Annotated in this window: 19 protein-coding genes; 6 read left to right on the top strand and 13 right to left on the bottom strand. The window is 66.6% G+C overall.

Features of this window, described 5'->3' with window-relative positions:
• Positions 1 to 86 precede the first annotated feature (86 nt).
• The 10 genes from QX073_RS10285 to QX073_RS10240 all read right to left on the bottom strand — a co-directional run bounded on the left by QX073_RS10285 (position 87) and on the right by QX073_RS10240 (position 15,190).
• Positions 87 to 1,637, bottom strand: coding sequence for a flagellin (locus tag QX073_RS10285; protein WP_315715995.1), 1,551 nt, complete (start codon positions 1,635 to 1,637; stop codon positions 87 to 89).
• Positions 1,638 to 1,982: 345 nt separating this feature from the next.
• A complete protein-coding gene (locus QX073_RS10280; RefSeq protein WP_316175804.1) occupies positions 1,983 to 3,419 on the bottom strand; it encodes an aspartate aminotransferase family protein in 1,437 nt (478 codons plus the stop codon).
• Between the two features lie 68 nt (positions 3,420 to 3,487).
• Positions 3,488 to 4,678: a hypothetical protein gene (locus QX073_RS10275; protein ID WP_315753289.1), complete on the bottom strand. Its 1,191-nt coding sequence runs from the start codon at positions 4,676 to 4,678 to the stop codon at positions 3,488 to 3,490.
• Positions 4,679 to 4,730: 52 nt separating this feature from the next.
• A complete protein-coding gene (locus QX073_RS10270) occupies positions 4,731 to 6,359 on the bottom strand; it encodes a hypothetical protein (protein ID WP_316225710.1) in 1,629 nt (542 codons plus the stop codon).
• Between the two features lie 11 nt (positions 6,360 to 6,370).
• Positions 6,371 to 7,177: a hypothetical protein gene (locus QX073_RS10265; RefSeq protein WP_315712667.1), complete on the bottom strand. Its 807-nt coding sequence runs from the start codon at positions 7,175 to 7,177 to the stop codon at positions 6,371 to 6,373.
• 92 nt (positions 7,178 to 7,269) lie between these two features.
• Positions 7,270 to 9,141 carry a flagellar protein gene (locus QX073_RS10260; protein ID WP_316225709.1) on the bottom strand — a complete coding sequence of 624 codons (1,872 nt, stop codon included), beginning with the start codon at positions 9,139 to 9,141 and terminating at the stop codon, positions 7,270 to 7,272.
• 15 nt (positions 9,142 to 9,156) lie between these two features.
• Positions 9,157 to 11,019 (bottom strand): flagellar hook-associated protein FlgK, encoded by a 1,863-nt coding sequence (gene flgK / locus QX073_RS10255; RefSeq protein ID WP_315753154.1) that lies wholly within the window; start codon positions 11,017 to 11,019, stop codon positions 9,157 to 9,159.
• A gap of 44 nt (positions 11,020 to 11,063) precedes the next feature.
• Positions 11,064 to 12,866, bottom strand: a complete 1,803-nt coding sequence (locus QX073_RS10250; RefSeq protein ID WP_315712671.1) for a flagellar hook-basal body complex protein — start codon at positions 12,864 to 12,866, stop codon at positions 11,064 to 11,066.
• Between the two features lie 295 nt (positions 12,867 to 13,161).
• Entirely contained in the window at positions 13,162 to 13,665 is a 504-nt protein-coding gene (msrB, locus tag QX073_RS10245) for a peptide-methionine (R)-S-oxide reductase MsrB (RefSeq protein WP_316175782.1), read from the bottom strand.
• 97 nt (positions 13,666 to 13,762) lie between these two features.
• On the bottom strand, positions 13,763 to 15,190 hold the full coding sequence (locus QX073_RS10240) for an FAD-binding oxidoreductase (RefSeq protein ID WP_316225708.1): 1,428 nt from the start codon (positions 15,188 to 15,190) through the stop codon (positions 13,763 to 13,765).
• Positions 15,191 to 15,295: 105 nt separating this feature from the next.
• Between QX073_RS10240 and QX073_RS10235 the strand changes: the two genes are divergently transcribed.
• The 3 genes from QX073_RS10235 (at position 15,296) to QX073_RS10225 (ending at position 16,791) form a co-directional block, all read left to right on the top strand.
• On the top strand, positions 15,296 to 15,838 hold the full coding sequence (locus QX073_RS10235) for a histidine phosphatase family protein (protein WP_315753157.1): 543 nt from the start codon (positions 15,296 to 15,298) through the stop codon (positions 15,836 to 15,838).
• Positions 15,839 to 15,889: 51 nt separating this feature from the next.
• Complete coding sequence (locus tag QX073_RS10230; protein WP_315712676.1) at positions 15,890 to 16,315, top strand: universal stress protein; 426 nt, start codon at positions 15,890 to 15,892, stop codon at positions 16,313 to 16,315.
• 116 nt (positions 16,316 to 16,431) lie between these two features.
• Positions 16,432 to 16,791 carry a DUF6404 family protein gene (locus QX073_RS10225; RefSeq protein WP_316225788.1) on the top strand — a complete coding sequence of 120 codons (360 nt, stop codon included), beginning with the start codon at positions 16,432 to 16,434 and terminating at the stop codon, positions 16,789 to 16,791.
• Between the two features lie 174 nt (positions 16,792 to 16,965).
• Here the strand turns inward: QX073_RS10225 and QX073_RS10220 are convergent, their stop codons facing one another.
• Both QX073_RS10220 and QX073_RS10215 read right to left on the bottom strand, forming a co-directional pair.
• Positions 16,966 to 17,553 carry a YdcF family protein gene (locus QX073_RS10220; protein WP_316225707.1) on the bottom strand — a complete coding sequence of 196 codons (588 nt, stop codon included), beginning with the start codon at positions 17,551 to 17,553 and terminating at the stop codon, positions 16,966 to 16,968.
• An 89-nt stretch (positions 17,554 to 17,642) separates the two neighbouring features.
• Positions 17,643 to 18,233 (bottom strand): hypothetical protein, encoded by a 591-nt coding sequence (locus QX073_RS10215; protein WP_409998676.1) that lies wholly within the window; start codon positions 18,231 to 18,233, stop codon positions 17,643 to 17,645.
• A gap of 48 nt (positions 18,234 to 18,281) precedes the next feature.
• Here QX073_RS10215 and QX073_RS10210 point away from each other — a divergent pair, with 48 nt between their 5' ends.
• The gene (locus QX073_RS10210) at positions 18,282 to 18,716 is read left to right on the top strand and encodes a hypothetical protein (protein ID WP_315738812.1); all 435 of its coding nucleotides are present in this window, start codon (positions 18,282 to 18,284) and stop codon (positions 18,714 to 18,716) included.
• Positions 18,717 to 18,789: 73 nt separating this feature from the next.
• Here QX073_RS10210 and QX073_RS10205 read toward each other — a convergent pair whose 3' ends face one another.
• Positions 18,790 to 19,296, bottom strand: a complete 507-nt coding sequence (locus QX073_RS10205; RefSeq protein ID WP_315712683.1) for a ferritin-like domain-containing protein — start codon at positions 19,294 to 19,296, stop codon at positions 18,790 to 18,792.
• Between the two features lie 371 nt (positions 19,297 to 19,667).
• Here QX073_RS10205 and QX073_RS10200 point away from each other — a divergent pair, with 371 nt between their 5' ends.
• Both QX073_RS10200 and QX073_RS10195 read left to right on the top strand, forming a co-directional pair.
• Complete coding sequence (locus tag QX073_RS10200; protein WP_315712684.1) at positions 19,668 to 20,759, top strand: YbhN family protein; 1,092 nt, start codon at positions 19,668 to 19,670, stop codon at positions 20,757 to 20,759.
• Between the two features lie 103 nt (positions 20,760 to 20,862).
• Entirely contained in the window at positions 20,863 to 22,809 is a 1,947-nt protein-coding gene (locus tag QX073_RS10195; RefSeq protein WP_316225706.1) for a hypothetical protein, read from the top strand.
• Positions 22,810 to 22,935 lie beyond the last annotated feature (126 nt).

Genomic DNA, 22,935 nt, shown 5'->3' with positions numbered 1-22,935 from the left:
CGCAGCAATGTCGGACCTTATCCTCCGATAAAAAGGCGGCGAGGTTTCCCCCGCCGCCCTGGTCGTCGAGATGCGATGCTTGCGGATCAGCGCAGCAGCTGCAGCACGCTCGCCTGCGACTGGTTGGCGAGCGACAGCGCGGACACCGCGATCGACTGGCGGGTCGACAGCGCCTGGCTGTTGGCCGCTTCCTCGTTGGTGTCGGCCAGCGTCAGATTCGACGAGCCGGTCTGCAGCACGTTGATCAGGTTCTTGTTGAAGTCCTGACGAACCTGCACCACCGACAGGTTCGAACCCAGCGTCGAGGCCTCGTTGCGCAGCGTGGAGCTGGCGGTGGTGAGCACGCCGATGACCTTGTTCGCCGAGTTGTTGTCGAGGAAGTCGGTGCCCGAGGTCAGGGTCGTCAGCCCGAGCCCCGCGGAGTTGAAGGTCACGCCGGTGATCGACAGCGTCGACTTGCCGTTTTCGTTGAAGGTCAGCTTCAGCGTATCGCCGTTCAGCAGGTTGACACCGTTGAACGACGCATCGCTCGCAGTCGTATTGATCTGCGCCAGCACGTTGTTGTACTGCGAGACCAGGCTCGCGCGCTGCGTCTGCGCGGTCACGTCCGCCACCGGAGCCGCCGCCGTCAGACCGTTGAAGGCCTGGCTGGATGCAGCCGACGTACCGCCGATCGCGCCGATCGTGGCGGACGCCGCGTCGTTGGTCGTGCTGAGGGTGATCTTGCCGGTCGACGAATCGATCGAGGCCTGCAGGTTGTTGGCTGCGAGCTTCGCGTTGAGATCGTTCAGCGACTTGACCTGTCCTGTCCCTAGACCGAACGTGATGCTTGTCGCCGTGCCACCTCCTGTGGCGCCGACCGTCAAGGTCTGACCTGACAAGCCGTCGCCGACGGCAGTCAGCCCGAGCTTGCCCAAGGTGCCGGTGCTGCCCGAGAGCGTCAATCCCGCCGCCGGCGGCGTCAGGGTGATCGCACCCGCGGTGATCGACGCGGTCACGCCGGTCTGGGTCTGGATCGCCGACAGCAGGTTGCTGACGCTGTCGCCGATGCCGATGTTGGTGCCCGTCGAGGACGTGCCGGTGATGAAGGTGAAGGTGGTGCCGTTGACGACCAGCGTCTCACCCGAGGTGATGCCGGAGGCGAGGTTGTTCGACGCGGTGCCTGCCGTGCCCGACAGCTTGGTCGAGCCGGTGATCGCCACCGCGCTCGAGGTATTGTCGTTGTTCACGACCGAGCCGGTCACAGCCGTCGAGCTGGAGCCGAGCAGGTCGGTGGCGGTCGCCCCGGTCAGAGCCGCCGAGGTCACGCTCGACTTGGTGGAGTAGCCCACCGCGCTCTGCAGAACCTGGTTGGCGATCGACTTGGCGCTGTCGACGAGCTTCTGCAGCGAGGTGATGCCGGTGTTGGCGGCCTGCAGCACCTGCACGCCGTTGCCGATGCCGTCGAGCAGATTGGAGATGTCGGAAGCGCGGTTGTCGAGACCCTGGGCGGTGAAGAAGTTGGTCGGATTGTCGAGCGCCGAGTTGACCTTCTTGCCCGTGGAGAGATTGTTCTGGGTGGTGGCGAGGAGCTGAGCTGTCGACTGAAGCGACAGCAGATTCTGGCGCACCGACGCCGAGAGGACTATACCTGACATTTTCATACCCTTCTGGTGTGAAATAAACCCCGATCCCTTCGAGATCAGGGTGCAGCCCAGGTCGATTTGAACGACCCCGGACGACGGGCGTCACGGTGAATGGCAGTGGCTAACAAACGCTGAAGGGTTGTGGTGCGCAGCCGCCTCAATCAGCGGAACAGGCGCATCGGCGCTGCTGATTGCCGCGTCATCGCGCAAGAACGCCCTTTGAAAAGGCTCGTTGATTCAACAAACGCGCCCGTCGTTCACAACGCGTCAACCACCTTTGGAAAGGTTTCGACGCGCGGCGACATTCTGCCGGCGGTCGTCATCGACCAGCGGACGACGCCGAGATGCGGTTTGCGCTCAGAGCGCCAGCGGCGGCGCATCGACCTCGATCAACGGCGTGAGACCGGCCGCGCGCTGGCGGCCGAACATGAGGACCGCCGCAATCAGCCGGTCGATGTCGCTCGTCCCGGTACGATGATTGACGATCGCGGCACGGATCGCCAGCCGTCCGTCGAGCATCGTGGTCGACGGCGCGGCGAGGCCGGATTCGTGGATGTCGGCGACGATCTCGCCGTTGAGCGCATCGGCATCGTCGGCACGATAGCGGAAGCAGACGATGTTGAGATTGACCGGCGCCAGCAGCTCGAGCTCGGGCTCGGCGCGCACCCGCGCCTCGAGATGGCGCGCGAGCTCGCAGCTTCGCGCGATCACGGCGCCGAGCGCATCCGCGCCGAACGTCCTCAGCGTGAACCATGTCTTCAGCGCCCGGAAGCCGCGCGACAGATCAGGACCGAGATCGCAGGGCCACTCGGCGCCCGCCGCGAGACCACGGGTTTCCCGGCGCAGATAGGCGGCCGGCGAGGCGAAGGCGTCGCGATGCTTGGTGCCATCGCGCACCAGCAGGAAGCCCGCATCATAGGGCACCTGCCCCCATTTGTGAAAATCCAGCGCAATCGAATCCGCCTGTTCGATGCCGGCGAGCTTCGGTGCGAGCTCCGCTGACAGCATCGCGAGCGCACCGAAGGCGCCGTCGACGTGAAACCAGAGCCCCTCGGCACGGCAGAGCTCGGAAATATCAGCGAGGTCGTCGATGGCGCCGATATCGACGGTGCCCGCCGAGGCGACGACGAGAAACGGATGCAGTCCCGCGGCGCGATCGCGCGCGATCGCGGTCCGCAGCTCGCCGACGTCGATGCGATGTGCGGCATCCACCGCGATGCAGCCGAGCGCGTCGCTGCCCAGTCCGCAGATGTCCATCGCCTTGGCGATGCAGCCATGCGCCGCCTTCGACGTGTAGGCGCGCAAGCGCCGCCCCTCCTCACCGAGACCCGCCGAGCGAACCGACGCGCCGAGCGCGTTGCGGCGAGCGACCAGCACCGCCATCAGGTTGGCCATCGAGGTGCCGGTGACGAAGATGCCGCTGGCGCTTGCCGGAAAGCCGAACAACTGGCGCGTCCAGTCGACGACCTGCCGCTCGACCTCGATCGGCGCGTGGTCGCGGCCGCCGAGATTGGCGTTCAATCCGGCAGCCAGCATCTCGGCGAGCATGCCGACCACGGTGCCGCCGCCATGCACCCAGCCCATGAATCCAGGATGCACGTTGCCGGTCGCGTAGGGAACGACGAGCTCGCTGAAATCGCGATAGACCTCGGCGAGATCGGTCGGCGCATGCGGCAGCGCGCTGCGGAAGCTCTGCCGTGTCGTCGGCGACATCGGCTGCCACACCGGCCGGTCGCGGATATCGGCGACATAGTCGATCATGTCATCGAGCATGCGATGACCGAGCGCGCGCATCTCGTCCCAATGTTGCGGATCGAGCGTCTCCGCCGTCCGCGACGCAGGATCGATGCGCAGCCCGGCGGTCACGCCGCCTGCTCCGCCCGCGACGCGGCACGCTTCTCGATCATGGCCGCGAAGGCCGCGAAGATCTTCTGCATCTGCGGCGGCTTGTAGGGGAAGACCTCCGGCGAATCCATGTTGTGGACGACGGCCGTATTGTCGGCCTCGAACACCAGCAGCGTGCCGTCCCTGGTCTCGGCGCAGTCGATGATGAAATAGTCGAGACCGACGCGCGCGGCGATCGCATCGAGCACGCTGCGATGACGGCGGCCGAAGCCGATGTCGAAGGTCTGCATGAAGGTCGCCTCTTCGAGGCGCTTGCTCTCGCTACCGGCCATGTTGGCGTTGAGGTACCAGATGTCCCAGCGTCGCGCGATCGCCATGTGGCAGGCGTAGGCCGTGCCGTCGACGAACACGATGCGGTACTTGCGGAACTGACCGTCCTCGCTGGCATAGTCGACGAAACGCGAGACGAAGAACTCCTGCTCGCTGCGCTCGTCGAGATAGAGCGACAGCTCGAGCGGCTCGTCGACCTTCTCCAGGCCGACGCCGGCATGCGAGCCGCGCGGCCGCACGATGACCGGGAAGACGAGCGAGTGGTCGACGTCCGTGATCCATTCGCGCTCGTCGGCGATCCCGATCAGGCGCTCGCGGTCGACGGGAATGGTCGCCGGAATGGTGAGCCCGTCGATGCCGGCGAGCCGCGCATGCAGCTTGTCGCGATCGAGATGCCAGATCCGCTCCGGCGGATTCAGCAGCGGACGCGGCCAGCGCGCCGCGACGGCATCGATCTCGCGCAACGCGTGCTGACAATCCTCGGAATCGGACGCGATAACGATGGCGACGTCATGAGCGGGCAAAGGCGCCAGCAGGTCCGCGCCCGGAACGACATAGAGCAGCAGCAGCTCGAAGTCGGTGTCCTCGAGCAGGAATTCGATCGGCGTGTTGCTGCCCATGTCGGTGGCCGCAGCGAGCGCGAGCACGCGCAGCCGCGGCGTCGCGCTGTTGCAGGCAACGCGGTAGAGCTGCTGCGACTGCAGAACGTCGTGCTGGATCGCGAGCCCGGACGATTTCTCGCCGATGAGCTGCGCGATCAGCGCGAGATCGAGCCCCTCGCCCGGCTCCGCGCGGCCGTCGAGCAGCTTGGCGAGCAAGGCGGCCCACATCGGTTTCAGGTCCTGGCCGTCGAAGGCGGCCTTGGCGAGCTTGGCCATGCCGATCCGGTCGGCACATCCTGCGTCGGTGGCGTCGGCCAGCGCGAGCAAATCAGTCGGCATTGCAGATGTCCCTGAGATCCTGGCTGCTCAGATCCGATAAGAGCAGCTCTGTTTTGGCAACGATGTCGGCGACGCGGTCGATGTCGGATTCGAGATTGACCCGGGCCGCGGTGACGTCGTCGCACCATGCGTCCGTCACCTGGCGCGCGCCGATGCACAGCCGCAGCGCGGCCGACGGCGCCTCGCCCGCGCGTTCAATCCGCACCGGCTGGCCGATCAGGCACTGGCGCGCGGCAATCTCGACTGCGCGTCCGCTGAAGCGGCTGCCGAGATCGCGCTGCAGCGCGCGATACACCGCCTGCGTCTCACCGAGGCCGAGCGGGCCGCCGTCACGCTGGAGCGCGAACGGGAAGATGGTGGGAAAGCCGAACTCGCCATCGCTCCCATCCGGCGCAGGCGCGCGGGCGGCGATCGGACGCAGCACCGGCGACAGCATCAGCAGGCTTTCGATGGACTCGCCGAGCTGCCGGATCGCCATCCGGCGGAACGTCTCGGGCACGGCGTGATACGCGGCGATCTCCTCCAGCGCGGCCTCCCAGCGCAGCCACTGGCCGATATTGGCGCGCGGCGCCGTGCGCGCGCGCAGATCCGTCCAGGCGAGCGGCCAATCGCTGCGATTGACATAGTCGAACAGGCCGGGCGCGATCGGATGTCCGCAGCGCAGCGCAGCCGATGCGGCCGCGGGCACCAGCAGCGCGCCGCTGAAGGCGGGCCCGCCGAAGAACTTCGAGCCCGTGACGAGCACCAGATGGCCGCGTTGGAGATGATCGCGCAGCCGCGCCGCGCCGAGCCGCATCTGGCAGGCATCGACGACGACCTGCACGCGCCCCGGCCAGCGCTGCGCCACCTCGTCCAGGCAGGCCATGTCCGGCGCGCGCCAGCCGAGCTTGGAGGAATCCATGACCTGCAGCAGGACGCCACGGCCCCTTCGCACCAGCGCCTCGACGCTGTCGAGCACCTCGGCATCGATATGAGCGCGCGGCTGCATCGATGCGCCGTCGAGCAGCGGCAGCGACACGACGTCGCCCGAGAGCCCCTCGATCGGCGTGTTCGTCCGCACCGCCAGACCGTTCGCCGTCCGCGTGCTGAAATGGTGTCCCCGGGCGCTCGCGGCGGTGCCGCTTCCGGTCTGGTCGCAGCCGACGACGATGCTCGTGACGGCCTCGCCCAGCACCGCCCGCACCAGCGCCAGCGCATGCAATTGCGAGTCGGTGCCGGACGGCGAGAACACGATGTCGATCTCGTCGGCAAGGCCGAGATATCCGCGCAATTCGCAGCGCATCTCCTCGGTGCGCCGGTCGAGCGCGGCGTCGAGGCCGAGCGAGATCGCCGCATGCATCAGCTGCTCGCGCGCCAGCTCGACGCGCGCATAGGCGCGTTCTGAAATCGGCGAAGCCGTGCTCGATGCGAAGCACAGCACATCGGGTTCGGGCGACGGCCCGCAGCCATAGACGTTGCGGCCCCAGGGGCGATCGAGCGCCAGGCGGGTATCGCCGCCATCGATCAGGAGATCGCCGAGCAAGGCAAAGAGATCGCGCAGTCCGGTCGCGGCGCCCTGCTCGCGCCGGTCGATCCGGGATGACTGGGATATCTGCGACCGGGTTACCGCCGGGGTCATCGCGCGGATCGTCAGGCTGCGTCGGCCGCGGCGGCGGTGGGAACCGCCACCGCCGACGCGAATTGCGAGGCGACATTGCCGTGAAACACGGACGGACCGACGTGATCGAGCCGGCTGTCGAGATCGGCCCAGATCTCGCCGCCGAGATCGGTCCATCGCCTGCAGAACGCGAAATCCTCGCTGAGATAGGTCCCGGTCGCCGGGTCGATCATGCATTCGAACAGCGCGAAGCGGTTCGGACTGCCGGCCAGCGCATCCTGCGAATGCTCGCGGAAGAACTGCAGCGGCGCGTAGGCCGGATGCGCGATCATCGTCTCGATGACGCGGCGGCGGACCATCAGGAAGCCGGTGCCGGCATAGCGCACGCGGGTGAAGCCGTTGACCACCGCAACGTGATCCGGATTGTCGATCTCCAGCACGTAGTCGAGCGATGCCGCCGGCACGTCCATGCGGTTGGAATTGATGGCGCGGCGCGCCTTGTTCCAGTTGACCTTCTTGACCGGATAGACGCCGGCGACCATGTCGCCGCCGGACGCGATCAGCCGGAACACCTGCTTCGGCGTGAAGCCGATGTCGGCATCGACGAAGAGCAGATGCGTGGCCGAGGGATCGTTGAGGAACAGGGTGACGAGATTGGCCCTGGCACGGGTGATCAGCGCATCGCCGTCGCGCATGTGGACGGTGAGGTCGACGTTGGACGCGGCGCGCAACTCGCGCTGCAGGGCGAAGATCGAGCTCGCATAGATGCTCGACACCTGGCCGCCGAAGCATGGTGTCGCGACCACCAGATGAATGCGCTCGTCGGTTCCGTCACTCACGTCCGCCTCCAGACAAAGAGGCTCTCGCCCCAGATCTGAACAAAAGCTAAAGAGACGTGGTTAACGAAAACCTAACCGCCGCCCCCGGGGCGCTACAGATATTTCACCAGCGTCAACTGGGCCAGCATCGCCGTCGTCTGGTAGGACGCCTGGAGGTTGGTCTGGAGCTGCAGGATCTGGCTCGCCACCTCCTGCTGCGAGATGCCCTCGGTCTGGTCGACCATGGCCTGCATGGCCGCCTTGGCCTGGGTCTGGCGCGCCGTGGCGTCCTTCATCGTGGTCTGGGCGTTGGCGAACTCGGTCTGGATGTCCGAGATCGCCTGCTGGCCGAGCTGCGGCGTCAGGTTGGCGGCGATGCGCTGGCTGAGCGCGCCGATCTGCTGCGGAGCATTTGCTCCCGCTGGCGGCGTGTTGACGGCGGCATAGACCGCGGTCTGCTGCACGAGGTTGCGGATCGCGAACTCGTTGCCCTGGGCGCCGAACTGAATGCTCTGCGCCGTGTCGACCCGGATGGTCGCGCTCGACCGCGCCGAGCCGGGACCGCTGTTGCCGGTGTACCAGGCGACGGTGTTGGCCGAACCGTTGACGAGGCTGGTCGCCGACCCCAGCGGCGAGCCCGAGACGCGCAACGGCGGCGTCGGCGCCGTCACGGTGCCGGAGAAGCCGAGCGCCCCGAACGCACCCGCGTTCGAGCTCGACACCGAGAAGCCGGCGGCGTCGTTGGTGCGCAAGGTGATCACGCCGCCGCTGACCGTCGACGGCGTCGACGTGCCGCTGAGCGTATCGATCTTCGACAGCAGCGTCTGCACGCTGTCGCCGACATTGATCTGGTTGTTGCCGTTGGCGCCGGAGGCGACGAAGGTCAGCGTCTGCCCGTTGACGGTGATGGTGTCGCCGGTCGCAAAGCTGGTCGCGATCGAGTCGGAGCCCGCCCCGCCCGACAGCAGCGTCGCTCCCGTGATCGGCGCCGGCGTTGCGAGCTTGTTGTTGACCACCGTGCCCGACACGGAGCTCGCCGTGTTGAAGAAGTTGTCACCGGCGACGACCGCCGAGGCAGCGGTCAGCGAGGTGTTGGCCAGCGTCGACAGCGCCGTGTTGAGCGCCGCGTTGAGATTGGCGGAGGTGGCCGCCGGCGTGGCGCCGATGGCGAACGTATTGGTCGGCGCCGGCGTCGTGGTGGACGCCGTCAGCTTGATCGATTCCGAGGTGCCGTCGGGCAGCTTGAAGGTGAAGCTGATCTGGTCGCCCGCATTCGGATTGCCGGCGGTGAGATCGACCGAGATGCCCGCGGGCGAGCCGGACGGTCCGGTCACCGTGGCATTGGTCAGCGACGAGGTGACGCCGCTCAGCTTGAAGCCGAACGGCGAGCCGGCGACGTCCTCCGCCAGCGTGATCGGCATCGTGGCCGACGCCGACAGGTTCAGACGCCCGAGACCGTTGAGCCCGAGATCGGCCTGCTGCCGCTCGGCGATGACCTGCTTCAGGCCGGCCTGCGTCGTGGTGCCGTTCAGGATGTCGTCGGCCGATGCGATCGCCGGCCGGTCGGTGGCGCTGCCGGAGAAGATGTAGCGATCGCCGACCTGGGTGTTGAGGATGCCGGTGATGGCCGACAGGTTGGACAGCGCCGTCAATTGTCCCGTGGTCTGGCCGGTGCTGGTCAGGTTCTGCGGCGTCGCCGAGGCGCCACTCTGGACCTGGTCATGAATCTTGGACAGCGACTGCAGCGAGGTATTGACCGCGCCGATCACGGTATTGACGTGGGTCATCGTCAGCGTGAAGGCCGAGATGTTCGAGAGCTGCGCCCGCGCCGCGATCGCGAAGCCTTCGTCGGGGCCCATGCCGGCGTAGTTGTTCGCCTTGACGCCGCTCGAGAGCTGCGTGGAAAGGTCCGCGAGCTGGTTCGAGATATTCCGCACGGACAGGCCGAGCAGAGAATTTCCGTAGTTGACACTGCTGATCGACATCTTACACGCGCCTCACTAAAATGCCTGGAGCAGGCTCTGCATCATGCTTTGCACGACCGACATGATATGGGCGTTGGCCGCATAGGTGTTCTGGACCTGGATCAGGTTGGACATCTCGCTGTCCATGTTGACCCCCGCCGTGCCCTGGAACTTCTCCTTCAGCGTGCTGACCACGACGGCCTGGCCCTGGCTGAGCTGGGTCGCCAGCGTCGAGGCACTGCCCTGCTGGCTGACGAACTGCTGCAGATAGCCGGACACCGTGCCCTGGAATGGCTGCGCCGCCGAGCCGAGGCCGGTGGTTGGCGAGTAGCTGAAGGTCGCCGAGGTGAGCTGCGCGAACAGGAAGTCCGGTCGCGTCGCGTCGCCGGCCGCGGTCTGCGGCGAGGTCGAATAGGTCGACAGCTTGGTCGGATCGTTCAGCAATGCCGGGTTGACGTTGAGCCGCCCCGCGAGCCCCGTCATCTGCGAGCCGGTCGAGGTGATCGCACCGGTGTAGAGCGCACCGCCGTCAGTGAAAACCGGCAGTTGCGCGTTGCCGCTGGCGAGCGTCTGCACGGTGGTGGTGGCCGAGGCCGCCTTGACCGCCGCCTGGCTGGTGCCGTCATCGGTGATCCGCAGCGTGGTGCCGGAGGGATTGGAAAACTGCAGATGCGCGCCACCGAGCGCGCTGTTGAGCTGCGACACCACCGAGGCCATGCCGAGCGAGAAGTCGACGCCGACATAGGACGGGTTGGCGCCGGAGGCGTTCTTCAGCGGCAGCGCCGCGGGATCGTTGACGTTGACGATCTTGACCTGGCGCTGGACGTTGCTCGAATCCGTGTAGGTCAGGTTGATGGTGTTGCCCGCCAGCAGTCCGCTGGTCGAGACGTCGAAGCCGGCCGGCGGACCGGCCACCGCGGTGCCCGCCGTGGTCTTGTCGGACAGCGCCGAGGCCATCGTCGCCGCGAGCTGGTCGACCTGGGTCTGCGCCTGCACCAGGGTCTGGTCGCGCAGCTTGAGGTCGGCCGCGATCTGACCCGAGTTCAGGAGATTGTTCGACACGACGTCGAGCGACACGCCGTTCGACAGCTTGATGTTGAGCTGCCCGACGCCGGTCTTGGTCGGATCGCTGTTGTAGAGCGAGGTGGCGTCGAGCGTCCCCGGCGACGAGAAGGTGAACTCGGAGCTGAGGCCTGCGCCGACCAGCTGGATGCCCGAATTGGTGAACACGCTCGTGCCGTTGGTCGGATCCGACACGACGCGGATGTCGACATATTTGGCAAGCGTGTTGATCGCGTTGTCGCGCTGGTCCTGCAGGGTCGCCGCCAGCGGGTCGGAGCTGTCGAGGCCCTGCAGCTGCGTGTTGAGCGTCGCGATCTGCTTGATCGCCGCGTTGGCCTGCGTGACCGAATTGCCGATGTCCTGCTCGACATTGGTGCGCAGGGTCTGGATGCCCTTGGTGGTCGCGTTGAGCTGCAGCGCCACGCCCTGCGCCGCCGACAGCGCCACCGACTGCGCCGACTGGTTGCTCGGATTGTTCGACAGCGACTGCAGCGCCGTGGTGAAATTGTTCAGCGCCGTCTCGAGCGTGCCGCTGCCGCCGGGCGTACCGTACACGGTCTGCAGCTGGCTCAGGATGTTGGCCATCTGATTGGCATAGGTCCCACCCGAGGTCTCGGTGCGGAGCTGGTTCTGGACGAACAAGTCGAGCTGACGGTTGACGCCCGTCGTCGTCACCGTCGAGCCGAAGCCGCCGCTGGCGACCTCGATCTGGTTCGGGTTCTGCGCGACGTAGCCGGGCGTGTTCGCGTTGGCGACGTTCGATGAGATGATCGAGAGCGCGGCCTGCGTCGAGCGCAGGCCGGACATCGCGGTGGCGAGGGCAGAACTCAAACCCATGTTCGGTAGCCTTATGTCAATTCAACTGCCACGTCTCAGCGCGATCAGCGCAGCACGTTCAGAAGATCCTGCACCATCGAATTGGCCGTCGTGATCACCTTGGTGTTGGCCGAATAGGCCTGCTGGGTCACGATCAGCTTGGTGAACTCGTCGGCGATGTCGGTGTTGGAGCCTTCCAGCGAGCCGCCCGAGATCTTGCCGGTCGCGCCGATGATGGCCTGGCCGGACTGGTCGGTCGCCTCGTAGGCGCCGCCGTCGAGCGCCTTCAGGTAGTTGGTGCCGTTGAAGTGCGACAGCGTGACCTGCGCCAGGTTGATGGTCTGGCCGTTGGAGAAGGTGCCGGTGACGACGCCGCTGTTGTTGACGGCGACCGACTGCAGCTGGCCGGCGGCGAAGCCGTTCTGATTGATCTGATTGATCGTCGCCGAGCCGATCGTGCTCGCATATTGCGTCAGCGCGCCCGAGGAGATGTTGAGGCTGACGGTGCCGAGCGTGGTGCCGTCGACCACGACGTTGGGAATGGAGATGTTGGAGGTCGTCGGCGACACCAGCGAGCCGTCGGAGGCGAACGTGAAATTGGTGCCGACGTTCTGCCAGGCCACGGTCGAGCCAGTGGCGCTGGAGTTGGTCTGGTAGAACAGGTTCCAGGTGTCCTTGTGGCCCGTGCCGAGCGTCGAGCTGTCGACCTTGCCCCAGCGCAGCTGCACGTTCACCGGCGTGCCCGACGAGTTGTAGGCCGTGACCGCGCCGCCCGAGATCGTCTCGTTGTTGAAGTTGGTGAGATCGTTGCCGATCACGATGCCGGTGCCGGGACTCGCCGTGCGCGTCAGTGCCACGGGTGACGTGAGGCCGAGCGCGGTGAAACCCGGCGAGGCACTGCTCAAGTTCCAGTCCTCGCCGCTGCCGGAATGCAGCGTGATCTTGCCGGCGGTGATGGTCGGCTGCACGCCGGTGACGGCCGCGATCTTCGCCAGCAGCGTGCCGACGGAGTCGCCGACATTGATCTGGGTACCCGAGGCGCCGGAGGCGACGAAGGTGAAGGTGACGACGTCGCCGGCGCTGCCGGTCATGGTGATGGTGTCGCCGGTGGTGAAATTGCTCGAGATCGAATCGCCGCTGGCGCCGCTCAACAATGTCGAGGTCGTGATCTGCGCCGGCACCTTGTTCACGGCGGTGGCGCCGGTGACGGTGGAGTCGGCGTAGAAATTGGTGCCGACCGGCAGCGGCACGTTGGAGAGGTCGGCCGAGTTGAGGCCGCCGGCCGCGACCAGCGTGCCGGTCGCAGCGTTGCCGCTGGCGGCGGTCTTCGGCTGCGTCGGCAGGTTGGCCGCGTACTGGATTGCGGTGGTCGCCTGCGCCGGCACGAAATTGTTGGCGAATTGCAGCACGGTCGGCACGTTGCCGGTGGCGTTGCCGGTCTTCGGATCGACCGCAACGCCCATCAGGTAATAGCCGGCGCCGTTGATCAGGTTGCCGTTGGCGTTGAGCTGGAAGTCGCCGCGGCGGGTGTAGTTGGTGACGCCGGTGAAGACCGGCACGTTGTCGACGACCGAGGAGGCCTTCTGCACGTTGAAGAAGCCGTCGCCGTTGATCGCCATGTTGGTGGCGACCGAGGACGTCGAGACGGTGCCCTGGGTGGTGATGGTGGCCTTGGCGAAGGCGGTGACGCCGCCGGCGTTCTGGCGCGTCGGGTTGGTCGCGTTGGGAATGAGGTCTTCGAAGCTGGTGCCGATGCCCTTGTAGCCGACGGTCGACGCGTTCGCGATGTTACCGGAAATATTCTGCAGCGCGAATGATTGAGCGGACAGACCGCTCACCGAAGTGTTCATCGCGTCGAAGATACCCATACCAATCTCTCCACTGTGATGCCGGTGGCGGGTCGGCCCGCACCGCGTTTCGTGGAGAGCTGTCGCAATCGCTGTGCCAGATGAGAAAATGCTTTGAAATCAGCGCGTTGTAAAACAACAACGTAAAAAAACCGGCGTCAAAACTGGTGAACAATTGCCGAGCCGGCAGTTCTTGCCGGGCCGGACGCGCCAAATCGCGCTCCGGCGCGGCCGCTCGTCACGGCTACCGGCGCGTCCTGAAGACCCCCATCGAGCCTTGAACGGACGAGCCGGAATATCCTGGCGCAAATTCCTGTCAGGTCGACGACGGATTTGCCGGGTGGAACGTGAGCGAGAGCCCGTCCATGCAGTAGCGCAGGCCGGTCGGCTTGGGGCCGTCGTCGAACACATGGCCGAGATGGCCGCCGCAGCGGCGGCAATGCACCTCGGTGCGGACCATGCCGTAGGTCTTGTCCTGGCGGGTCGCCACGGCATTGTCGAGCGGCTTGAAGAAGCTCGGCCAGCCGGTGCCGCTGTCGAACTTGGTGTCGGAGGAGAACAGCGGCAGGTCGCAGCCGGCGCAGGCGAAGGTGCCCTTGCGATGCTCCTTCAGCAGCGGGCTGGTCCAGGGCCGCTCGGTGCCCTCCTCGCGCAGGATCTCGTATTGCTGCGGCGTCAATTGCGCGCGCCACTCGGCCTCGGTCTTCTCGATCTCGAACTTCTCGGCGGCGCGGGCCGGCGCGGAACCGCCGAGCCAGCGCAGGGCGGAGAAGCCGAACAGTCCGGCGGCGGTGGTGAACATCATGCGGCGGTCGATCATGGACGTCTCCGTGCGGCGATGGGTTACCGGATCTACGGACGGGATCCCGCGAAGTTACGTCAGGCGCGGGCGCGACGGCTCACTTTCTTGCGAGGTGTCAGCCCTCCCCGGCGTCGGGACGGTGGTTCAGATCGGACGGCTGCGGCCGCAGCGGCAGCCGCGAGCCGGGCCGCTCGGCCGCCCGGCGCCGCGCTTCGGCCGCCCTGATCTCGCGCACACGCTCCTGCGCGCGGACGCGCTCGCGGTGCCGCGCCAGCGTCCCGGCCGCGGCGGCGCGGCCCCGGATCCACAGATTGACGACATGGCCGGCGACCCGGCCGCTGACGCCGCCGGCCCAGACCAATTCGAACGGCGAGAAAAGCTTCCAGCGGTCGTCGCCAGCGAGGATCGCCTGCGCGATCAACTGCCCGGCCATCGCCGAGGTGTTGAGCCCCTGCCGGCCGAAGCCGCTCGCGACCCACAGGCCTTTGCGGAGCTGGCCGATCTGCGGCATGCCGTGCACGGTCTGGCCGGTGACGCCGCCAAAGGTCTCGGCGATCTCGACGCGGCCGAGTTGCGGGAACACCGTGCGGATCCGGCGCTGCAGCGCCGCGGCAAATCCGCTGGGCCGGGCGTCCCAGGTCGTCTCCGGGCTCGCCCACATCAGCCGGTCGCCGTCGACGACGCGGAAATGATCGATGCCGTCGGTGTCGCTGACCGAGCCCCGGAAGGCGATCGCATCAGCCAGCCGCTCGCCGAGCGGCGCGGTGACGCCGCCATAGCGCCACACCGGCAGCAGCGTATCGGACAGCTTCTGCAGCGGCGCGCCGAGATGGATGTTGCCGGCGAGCACGATGTGCGAGGCGCGCATCCGCGCCGACGGCGTCACGATGCGCTTGCGCACGCCCGACGCGTCGATGCTGACCACCGGCGTGTCCTCGAAGATCCTTGCCCCGGCCCGGTGCGCGAGCCGCGCCAGCGCGTGAACGTACCTGCGGCCGTCGAGTTGGAACGCCTTGGGGTAATGGACGCCATGGAAGTAGCGGTCGGTCTTGAGCTCGGTCCTGACGCGCTCGACCTGCCAGCCCTCGACCTCGGTGTCGAAGTCCTCATGCAGCATCTGGAGGCGGCGGATCAAGGCGTCGCCGGCGTCGACATTGGAGACTTCGAGCGCGCCTTCGCTGAGCCCGATGCCCGGCATCGCCGCGGTGGCCTGGGCGCGGATGAACTCGGCACCGGACCAGGACAACGCCCATAGCGCCCGGGCATGCGCGAGCCCGACGCGCTCGATCAGATCCGGCAGCGGCAGGTCGAACCCGGGCATGACCGTGCCGATCATGTGACCGGATGCGTTCCATCCGACCTGGCGGCCTTCCAGCACCGCGACGCTCGCCCCCTGCCGGGCCGCGCACAACGCCACCGTCAAGCCGGCCAATCCCGCCCCGACGACGCAGACGTCGACATCGAGGTCGAAATTCAGCCTGGTGCGGCGGTGTGCACCTGCGGCATCCGCGTCATCGTTCACGCTTGTGGAAGTCTCGTTCATGGCGTTTTCTTAGCGAACCCTGCGCCGGACGTCATGACGCTTTTAATGGCGATAAAGAGACGTGGTACAGGCTGACCCAGCCTGAACGATTCGAGACGGAATTCCATGCGCCGATTGATGCTGCTGCGCCACGCCAAGACCGAGACTGACGCGCCGACCGGCCGCGACCAGGACCGCCGTCTCGACGAGCGCGGGCACCAGGATGCCGCCATGATCGGCGATTTCATCGCCAGCCACCCGCCGGTGCCGGAGCTGGTGCTGGTCTCGACCGCGGTTCGGGCGCAGCAGACCTGGGATCTCGCGCTTGCGGCGATGAAGGACCGCGTCCCGCCCCCGCAGGTCGAGACCGTTCCCGAGCTCTACGGCGCCGAGCCGATGCAGATGCTGCATCACATCCGCCTCGCGGCAGCGCGTGATCCGAAGCAGCTCCTGCTCGTCGGGCACAATCCCGGCATGCACGAGCTGGCGCTGGCACTGACCGGCGAGGGCGATTCCGAGGCCCGCCACGAGCTGATGCGCAACATGCCGACCGCGGGACTCGCGGTGCTCGATTTCGACACCGACGATTGGGGCGACATCAGCTTCACCCGCGGCCATCTCCTGAGGTTCGTCACGCCCAAGCTGCTCAAGCACGGCTCGGTCGATTGACAGGCAGGTCGGGTCCGGCGCGTAATGCCGGCGGACAGAGGAGGACCTTCGATGTTCAACTCGATTCTGGTGCCGATCGATCTGGCTGACACCGACCTCGCCAAGCCGGCCATCGCCACCGCGGCCACGCTGGCGCAGACCTGGAGCGGCACCGTGCATCTGCTCAACGTGATGCCGATGACGCCGGTGATGCTCGCCGAATACGTCCCGGCCGATTTCGATGCGCAGCAGCGCGAGACCGCCGAGGAAGCGCTGTCGATCGTGGCGCGCGAATCCGGCATCCCGGCCGAGCGCATCAGTTACACGGTACGCCAGGGCGGCATCTATCACGAGATCCTCGAGGAGGCGGCCAAGGTCAACGCCGACCTGATCGTGATGACCTCGCACCGCCCGGCGATGCGCACCTACTTCCTCGGCAGCAACGCGGGGCACGTGGTGCGCTACGCGAAGTGCTCGGTGCTGGTGGTCAGGCCTTGAGCGTCAGCTCCCCTCGATATCAAGACTTGGCTGATATCAAGACTTGGCTGACGCAAACGGGTTCCTTAAGCTCGGCAGATGAAACGGTCGGTTGCGAATTCGAGTGCAGATACCCCATGAGCTCCCCGTCAAGACTGGATTCCGCATTGGCCATCCTGGCTGCAACCGGCATGTGGCGAAGCAGTTACGAGCCTCCGCTTTATCGCTTGCTCTGGCGCCTCGGATTGCCCTTGCCACCACCGCATTTCGCCAGCTTCGGCTTCAACTTCGCCTTTACGGCGGCGTGGTTTGGCACCGCCTGGGGAGCCATCATGTGGATATTCGTTTGGTCCAAGGTGAGCGGGTCCGGTGTCGTGGCGATCACCGGAGCCGTCGTTGCCGGGGTTCTGTTCGGCTTGATCATGGCGGCCCACTATCGTTATGGCGCTCGCAAATATAAGCTCCCTCTTTGGTCTGAAGTGAATGCTGGCCCGTAACGGTGCAGGCGTCCAAACGTTCTGCATGTCGGGTTTAATGGATTCAATTTGGTGCTAACCGTCATTGCGAGCGAAGCGAAGCAATCCAGGGCTCCGCGAAGATTCTGGATTGCTTCGTCGCTTCGCTCCTCGCAATGACGGAGCTTGTTGCTGCCATTCCGGCTTCCTCTGAGATCACGGCCACTCCGCGATGAAGCCCTTCGCCTTATAAGGTTCGATCTTGTCCCATTCGCTGAGCACGCGGCGGCGGAACTCCGGATGGGTGTGCCACAACTGCCGCGGTACGCCGAAGCTATCGACCGTCAGCAGCATCTTCTCGACTTCGGGCCAGTGGCGCTGCAGGGTCATCGCGTAGCGCCGAGCGGTCCAGCTGTTGCCGAGGCAGATCACGCTGCCGACATTGGCGAGGCCGAGCGCGGCGTCGATCACCGGCAGCGCGAACGCGACGTTCTCGCCGGTATTCGTGGCGTGGTGCTCTTCGAGGATGCGCTCGGCCGGAATGCCGCGCCCCACCATGGCGGCCTTGATCAGCGTACACTCCGAAAGATCAGCGCCCGGCGTGATCCCACCGCTGACGATGGCGTGGCGGAAGTAGCCTTGCTGCCACAGCTTCACCGCCGTCTCGGCACGCAGCTCCTCGTCGACGCGGGTCCCGAACACGAACAGGAGATCGGCCGGCCGCAGCGGCGTATCGGCGAAATGCCGCGCGTTGACCGCGGCGATCTCGGCGTCATCCGGTCTGCGCAGCGCGCGATCCTGCATCGGTCCTCTCCGAAAGCGACTCGCTCACTCTGGCATGGCGCGCGAAATCTGCATGATCACATTCGGTGACCGGCGATGAGGTTGCGTGATCACGGCAGCAGCGCGGCCGGAATCTCCGTGAACGTGTAGCTGCGCGGCCTGTTGCGGGTGATGAAGCCGCCGACATACCAGGCGAACAGCGCGGCGAATCCGATCAGGAACAACGCGCCCGACCATTCGGCGATGACGAGCGCGCGCACCAGAAGCCCGGCCATCGCCACGGCGAGCAGCGCAATCGCGGCGAGCGCCGCGCCGTAGGTGACGCGGCCGAGGCCCGCGGTCAGCCGGGCGCTGCTGCCGCTGAAGGCGAGCCGCGCATGCAGGCCGAGGATGAAAGCACGATAGGCCTCGCTCTGCGGCGCCATCAGGGCCGCCGTCTGCCACGAGACGGAGATGATGCTGAGGCGGCGGCCATCGCGATGGGTGATGTCGGCCCGAAAACGCCTCGCCTGCATCGACACCGGTCGGTAGGACAGCCGGATCGCGGCGATGTCGGCGTAAGGCCACAGGCCGGTCCGGCCGGCGAACCGCCACGACAGCCCCTGCCCGGTCAGCTCGAACTGGTGCGCGGCCCCGATCAGCGACGCCTTGTAGGCGTAGCGGATCGCATCATCGCCGGCCGTGGTGGTGCGCTCGGAAATGGATCGGTCCTGTTGCGTGTGGCGCGCGCCTTATCCTACAAACGGAGCATGAGCGAAACGATCTATTTTCCGCGCCACCTGATCCTGGCCGGAGCGATGGCCGCCGGCGTGCTGCTGGCGCTGGCGGTGCACATGCTCGGCGCCCGCTACGGCCTCGATCTCGGCGGCCTGTGGCAGACCGAGAGCGGCGCCTTCATGCCGGCGGGATCGGCGATCGCCTGGTGGCTGATCGCCACCGTCGGCTTCTCCTCGGGCTATTTCATCGCCAACATCATGCACAGCGCGGTATCGGGCGAGATCCCGCAGCGGATGCGCAACTTCCTGGTCGTGGTCGGCGTGCTGATGCTGGCCGGCATCGGCCAGGCGATCTCCGGCCCGAGCCCGGTGCCATCGGCCTCGGGTGTGCTGGCCGGCCTCGCCGCGCTCTGCCTCGGCGCCCTGATGGCGTTCTGCGGCGCCAATTTCGCGTTGCGTAAGAGCTGACGCGCGGCATCCGGATGCGACGACGCCGCGCGGGATGTCCGCGCGGCGTTTTGTCTCATCAACGATGGCGCGATCAGCTCGCGGCGCGCAGATTGACGCTGGTCTCGGCGAGCTTGGTCAGCTTCATGTCGGTCGCCTTCTCCTCGTCGAGCGTCTTCTGCAGGACGGCGGCACAGTCGCTGCGGCCGAGTTGCTTGGCCCAGGCGATCAGGCTGCCATAGCGGGTGATCTCATAGTGCTCCGCCGCCTGACCGGCGTTGATCAGGGCGGCGTCGAGCACCGTCTTGTCCGCGACCTCGCCGGCGACCTCCTCGGCCTCCTCGATGATGCCGTCGATCGCCGGACAGTCGACCGCCTTGGGCGCAATGCCGTGCATCTCGAACACCTGCTCGAGCCGCTTCACATGCGTCCTGGTTTCGTCGAGATGGGTCAGAAAGCCCTGCTTGAGCTTCTGATCCGTCGCCTTGTCCGCCATCTTCGGCAGCGCTTTGACGAGCTGGTTCTCGGCGTAATAGATGTCCTGCAGCTGATGAACGAACAGATCGTTCATCGTCTTGATGTCCTTGGTGAACAGTCCCATTTGTTTCACGTCCTCTCGGTTCGGAACATGGGAGGTCCCTCCCCTGACCGATCGTCGCCATGTTCGCTGTGCGCTAACCGGCGGCTACGGCGGTTGTTCCGGCGTACCGCCCCTGCCGAACCGGTCGCAGGGACGAGGGTTCTCGTGAACCGCGCGGGCGACCAGTTGGACCGAATTGAGGCGGACGGGCCGCCAGCTATGTGACCGGAGTGTGACAGACCCGCGCCGCATGGGTCGGAGCTGAGCTGTGTCAAGGACTGCACAAGGCGCGCATTTTAGCATAAGGAACAGGCTGTCACGAATTGCCCGCCCCATCGATCAATGGTTTCGCCTCTTTTCCAAGATCTAGTACCGCCCCGCCGGGAGGATGAATGCAGCGCCTGCTGACCACGCTTGGGCGTGGCTTCAAGAAATGGATCGGCTGGAAGCGGCTGGGGATTGCAGCGAGCCTTGCGATCATCGCCTTCGCGATCACGACACTCGTGCGTACGCTGAAGGGCGTCGATGCCGGCGTCATCCTGACCGCGCTCACCGAAATCCCGCCCGGTCACATCGCCCTCGCGGCCTTGTGTGTGGTCGGCGCGTTCTGCACGCTGACCTTCTATGACTATTTTGCACTGCGAACGATTGGCAAGAAACACGTGCCCTATCGCATCGCGGCGATGAGCGCCTTCACCAGCTATTCGATCGGCCACAACATCGGCGCCACCGTGTTCACCGGCGGCGCCATTCGGTTCCGGATCTACTCCGACTACGGCCTGTCCGCGATCGACGTCGCCAAGATCTGCTTCCTGTCAGGCCTGACCTTCTGGCTCGGCAATCTGTTCGTACTCGGCATCGGCATGACCTTGCATCCGGCCGCCGCCACCGCGATGGACCAGTTGCCCCCGGCGGTGAACCAGCTGATCGCGATCGGCATCCTGGGGGCGATCTTCGCCTATCTCGGCTGGCTGACCGCCGGCAAGAACCGGCGCCAGCTCGGCCAGAACGGCTGGAAGGTGGTGCTGCCCTCGGCGCAGCTCACGCTCGTGCAGATCCTGATCGGAGTGGTCGACCTCGGCTTCTGCGCGCTGGCGATGTACCTCCTCGTCCCCGCCGCTCCGCCGATCGATTTCCTGTCGCTGTCGGTGGTGTTCATCCTCGCCACCCTGCTCGGCTTTGCCAGCCACGCGCCCGGCAGCATCGGCGTGTTCGATGCCGCGATGCTCGTGGCGCTGCCGCAGTTCGGCCGCGAGCAGTTGCTGGCCACCCTGCTCGTTTTCCGCGTGCTGTATTTCGTGATCCCGTTTGCGACGGCGATCTCCATCATGGGCATCAGGGAACTCTGGCTGAACGTCGTGAAGCCGTGGCAGGAGCGGCGCCGGCTGAACTCAGCCTGCGAGGACGAGGTCGCCGCCAAGCGCGCCGCAGCCACGGCGCCCGCCGCGGTTCCCCAGCGCATCAAGCGCCACTCCCAGCGCTGAGCAACAATCGTCTCGCGGATGACGCGACGGTTCGACCCTCGACCGGTTGAACTCGCGTGCGATCCTCTTATTTCCGCCCCATCGCTGACGTGAATCCTTGCGCATGACCCGAATGCCCCTTCGTCCGCTGCTCGCCGCCTGCGTCCTGGCCGGCCTGCTCGCCCCTCTCGCCGCCACCGAGGCGGCCGCGCAGTTCGGCGCAGCGCCGCTGCAGATCAGCTGGGAGGTGCGCAACCGCTTCCGTCTCTTCCGGGAGGAGCGCGACTTCCTGCTGCATACCGAGAGCACGCGCGACCGCTCCATCCTCGCCGCCGAGCAGGCGTTGGCGGTGCAGAGCGACGGCCGCGGCTGGGCCCGGAACGTCGTCAACCGGCTCTGCATCGACCTCGCCGGCCGCATCAACGAGCCGTGCACGCGCGACAACGTCAAGGAAAGCTATCTCACGCCGATCGACCATCCGGTCACGGTGCGCCTGACCGGCCCGGTCCCGGTCGGCGCCACCTGCGCGTGGTCGTTCGACGACGGCGACGGGCCGCAGACCTCGACATTCGACTGCGCCGAACCGGTCAACCTGCGCGTCCGCTACGGCCGCCAGACCGTCGCATCCGTCGATGTCGCCAGCCCGGAAGGCACGCAGCAGGTCTCGACCGGAATCCAGGTCCGCGACGTCCTGATCGCCGGCCTCGGCGACAGCATCGCCTCCGGCGAGGGCAATCCCGACCGCCCGATCGCGCTCGCCGACGACGGCTTCTGCTTCCGCTCCTATCTCGGCGGCCCGACCGCGCAATATTATCGGCCGAGCCGGGCCGGCTTCAAAGGCGGCCGCGCCTGCGAGGCGCCGGACACGCTGCAGAACTGGCAGAAGCACAGCGCGGTCTGGCTCAACGCGGCCTGCCATCGCTCGCTCTACAGCTACCAGACCCGCACGGCGCTGGCGCTCGCGGTGCGCTATCCGCACGTCGCGGTCACCTACCTGCCGCTCGCCTGCACCGGCGCCACCATCGCCGACGGCCTGTTCGGCAGCCAGCGCGCGCGCGAATGCACGCCGGGCCGCGCCGCGACCACCTGCGCCGGCAGCGTCAACGGCCAGCTCGGCGAGCTGCGCGAGGCGCTGACCGCGGCCAAGCGTCGCCAGCCGGACCGCAAGCTCGATCTGATTCTGCTGTCGATCGGCGCCAACGACATCAACTTCTCCGGTCTCGTCGCCGACGTCATCGTCGATACGCCGACCGAACGCACGCTGTTCAAACGCTCAGGCGTGATCGGCTCGGTCGAGGAATCGCGCAGCGAGCTGGCGCGCGACCTGCCGCAGGGTTTTGCCAAGCTGCGCGAGGCGCTGAAGCCGCTGGTCGGCGACCTCTCGCACGTCATCTACACCTCCTACGGCAACCCGGCACTGAGCGGCCCCGGCACGCCCTGCCCGGGTGGTCCGGCCGGTTTCGATATCCACCCATCGTTCAATGCCAATCCGCAGCGGCTCGCCAAGGTCGCGGGCTTCGTCGAGAACGAGTTCCTGCCGTCACTACGCGGGCTGGCGCAATGTACCGCGGGAGTCCTGTGCCGCGATCCGCAGGCCGACCGCATGACCTTCGTTGACGCGCATCAGGCCGCGTTTGCCGATCACGGCTTCTGCGCCCGCTCGACGCAGGATCCGCCGTTCGACCGCGAATGCTTTTCGGCCGACGGCGCCAGCTTCGATCCGAACATCGTCAGCGCCGCCAACGAGCCGCTGCTGTGCGGCCGCGGCGCCAGCGAGTATCGTCCCTATCTGCCGCGCGCGCGCTGGATCCGCGATGCCAACGACAGCTACTTCTCGGCGATGACCTATCCGCAAGGGCTGCCGGCGGCGATGCAGCCCTCCGACATCCACGATGCGAGCTGGGGCGTGCTGTCCGCGGTCTATGGCGGCGCCGTGCATCCGACGGCGGAGGGCCATGCCGCGATGGCCGACGCCGCCTTTCCGGCCGCGGCGCAAGTGCTCAACCTCGATGCGGCCGAGCCCAACGTCACCAGCCAGCCGCTGCCGCCGGCGGGCATGGTGAGGCAGTAGTCGGCCATTCGGGTAGGGATCGCAGAGGAAGAACAGCCTGAAGCGCTCCGCTCCGCATACCGTCTTTCGGGACGCCCTCCGTGAGCGGGCGCTCAGGAACAAAGGCTGTGGAGCGGCGAGATTGCA

The organism is Bradyrhizobium sp. SZCCHNS3052 (assembly GCF_032484495.1).
Taxonomy (GTDB): domain Bacteria; phylum Pseudomonadota; class Alphaproteobacteria; order Rhizobiales; family Xanthobacteraceae; genus Bradyrhizobium.
The sequence above is the reverse complement of the archived record's forward strand: the minus strand, read 5'-3'. Positions and strand labels throughout refer to the sequence as shown.

Bases quoted from the DNA above. Each gene is read 5' to 3' on its own strand.
- QX073_RS10285 (WP_315715995.1), bottom strand. From the start codon at position 1,637: ATGTCAGGTATAGTCCTCTCGGCGTCGGTGCGCCAGAATCTGCTGTCG.
- QX073_RS10280 (WP_316175804.1), bottom strand. From the start codon at position 3,419: ATGCGCGCGCTCGGTCATCGCATGCTCGATGACATGATCGACTATGTC.
- QX073_RS10275 (WP_315753289.1), bottom strand. From the start codon at position 4,678: ATGGCCAAGCTCGCCAAGGCCGCCTTCGACGGCCAGGACCTGAAACCG.
- QX073_RS10270 (WP_316225710.1), bottom strand. From the start codon at position 6,359: ATGACCCCGGCGGTAACCCGGTCGCAGATATCCCAGTCATCCCGGATC.
- QX073_RS10260 (WP_316225709.1), bottom strand. From the start codon at position 9,141: ATGTCGATCAGCAGTGTCAACTACGGAAATTCTCTGCTCGGCCTGTCC.
- flgK (WP_315753154.1), bottom strand. From the start codon at position 11,019: ATGGGTTTGAGTTCTGCCCTCGCCACCGCGATGTCCGGCCTGCGCTCG.
- QX073_RS10250 (WP_315712671.1), bottom strand. From the start codon at position 12,866: ATGGGTATCTTCGACGCGATGAACACTTCGGTGAGCGGTCTGTCCGCT.
- msrB (WP_316175782.1), bottom strand. From the start codon at position 13,665: ATGATCGACCGCCGCATGATGTTCACCACCGCCGCCGGACTGTTCGGC.
- QX073_RS10240 (WP_316225708.1), bottom strand. From the start codon at position 15,190: ATGAACGAGACTTCCACAAGCGTGAACGATGACGCGGATGCCGCAGGT.
- QX073_RS10235 (WP_315753157.1), top strand. From the start codon at position 15,296: ATGCGCCGATTGATGCTGCTGCGCCACGCCAAGACCGAGACTGACGCG.
- QX073_RS10230 (WP_315712676.1), top strand. From the start codon at position 15,890: ATGTTCAACTCGATTCTGGTGCCGATCGATCTGGCTGACACCGACCTC.
- QX073_RS10225 (WP_316225788.1), top strand. From the start codon at position 16,432: ATGAGCTCCCCGTCAAGACTGGATTCCGCATTGGCCATCCTGGCTGCA.
- QX073_RS10220 (WP_316225707.1), bottom strand. From the start codon at position 17,553: ATGCAGGATCGCGCGCTGCGCAGACCGGATGACGCCGAGATCGCCGCG.
- QX073_RS10210 (WP_315738812.1), top strand. From the start codon at position 18,282: ATGAGCGAAACGATCTATTTTCCGCGCCACCTGATCCTGGCCGGAGCG.
- QX073_RS10205 (WP_315712683.1), bottom strand. From the start codon at position 19,296: ATGGGACTGTTCACCAAGGACATCAAGACGATGAACGATCTGTTCGTT.
- QX073_RS10200 (WP_315712684.1), top strand. From the start codon at position 19,668: ATGCAGCGCCTGCTGACCACGCTTGGGCGTGGCTTCAAGAAATGGATC.
- QX073_RS10195 (WP_316225706.1), top strand. From the start codon at position 20,863: ATGACCCGAATGCCCCTTCGTCCGCTGCTCGCCGCCTGCGTCCTGGCC.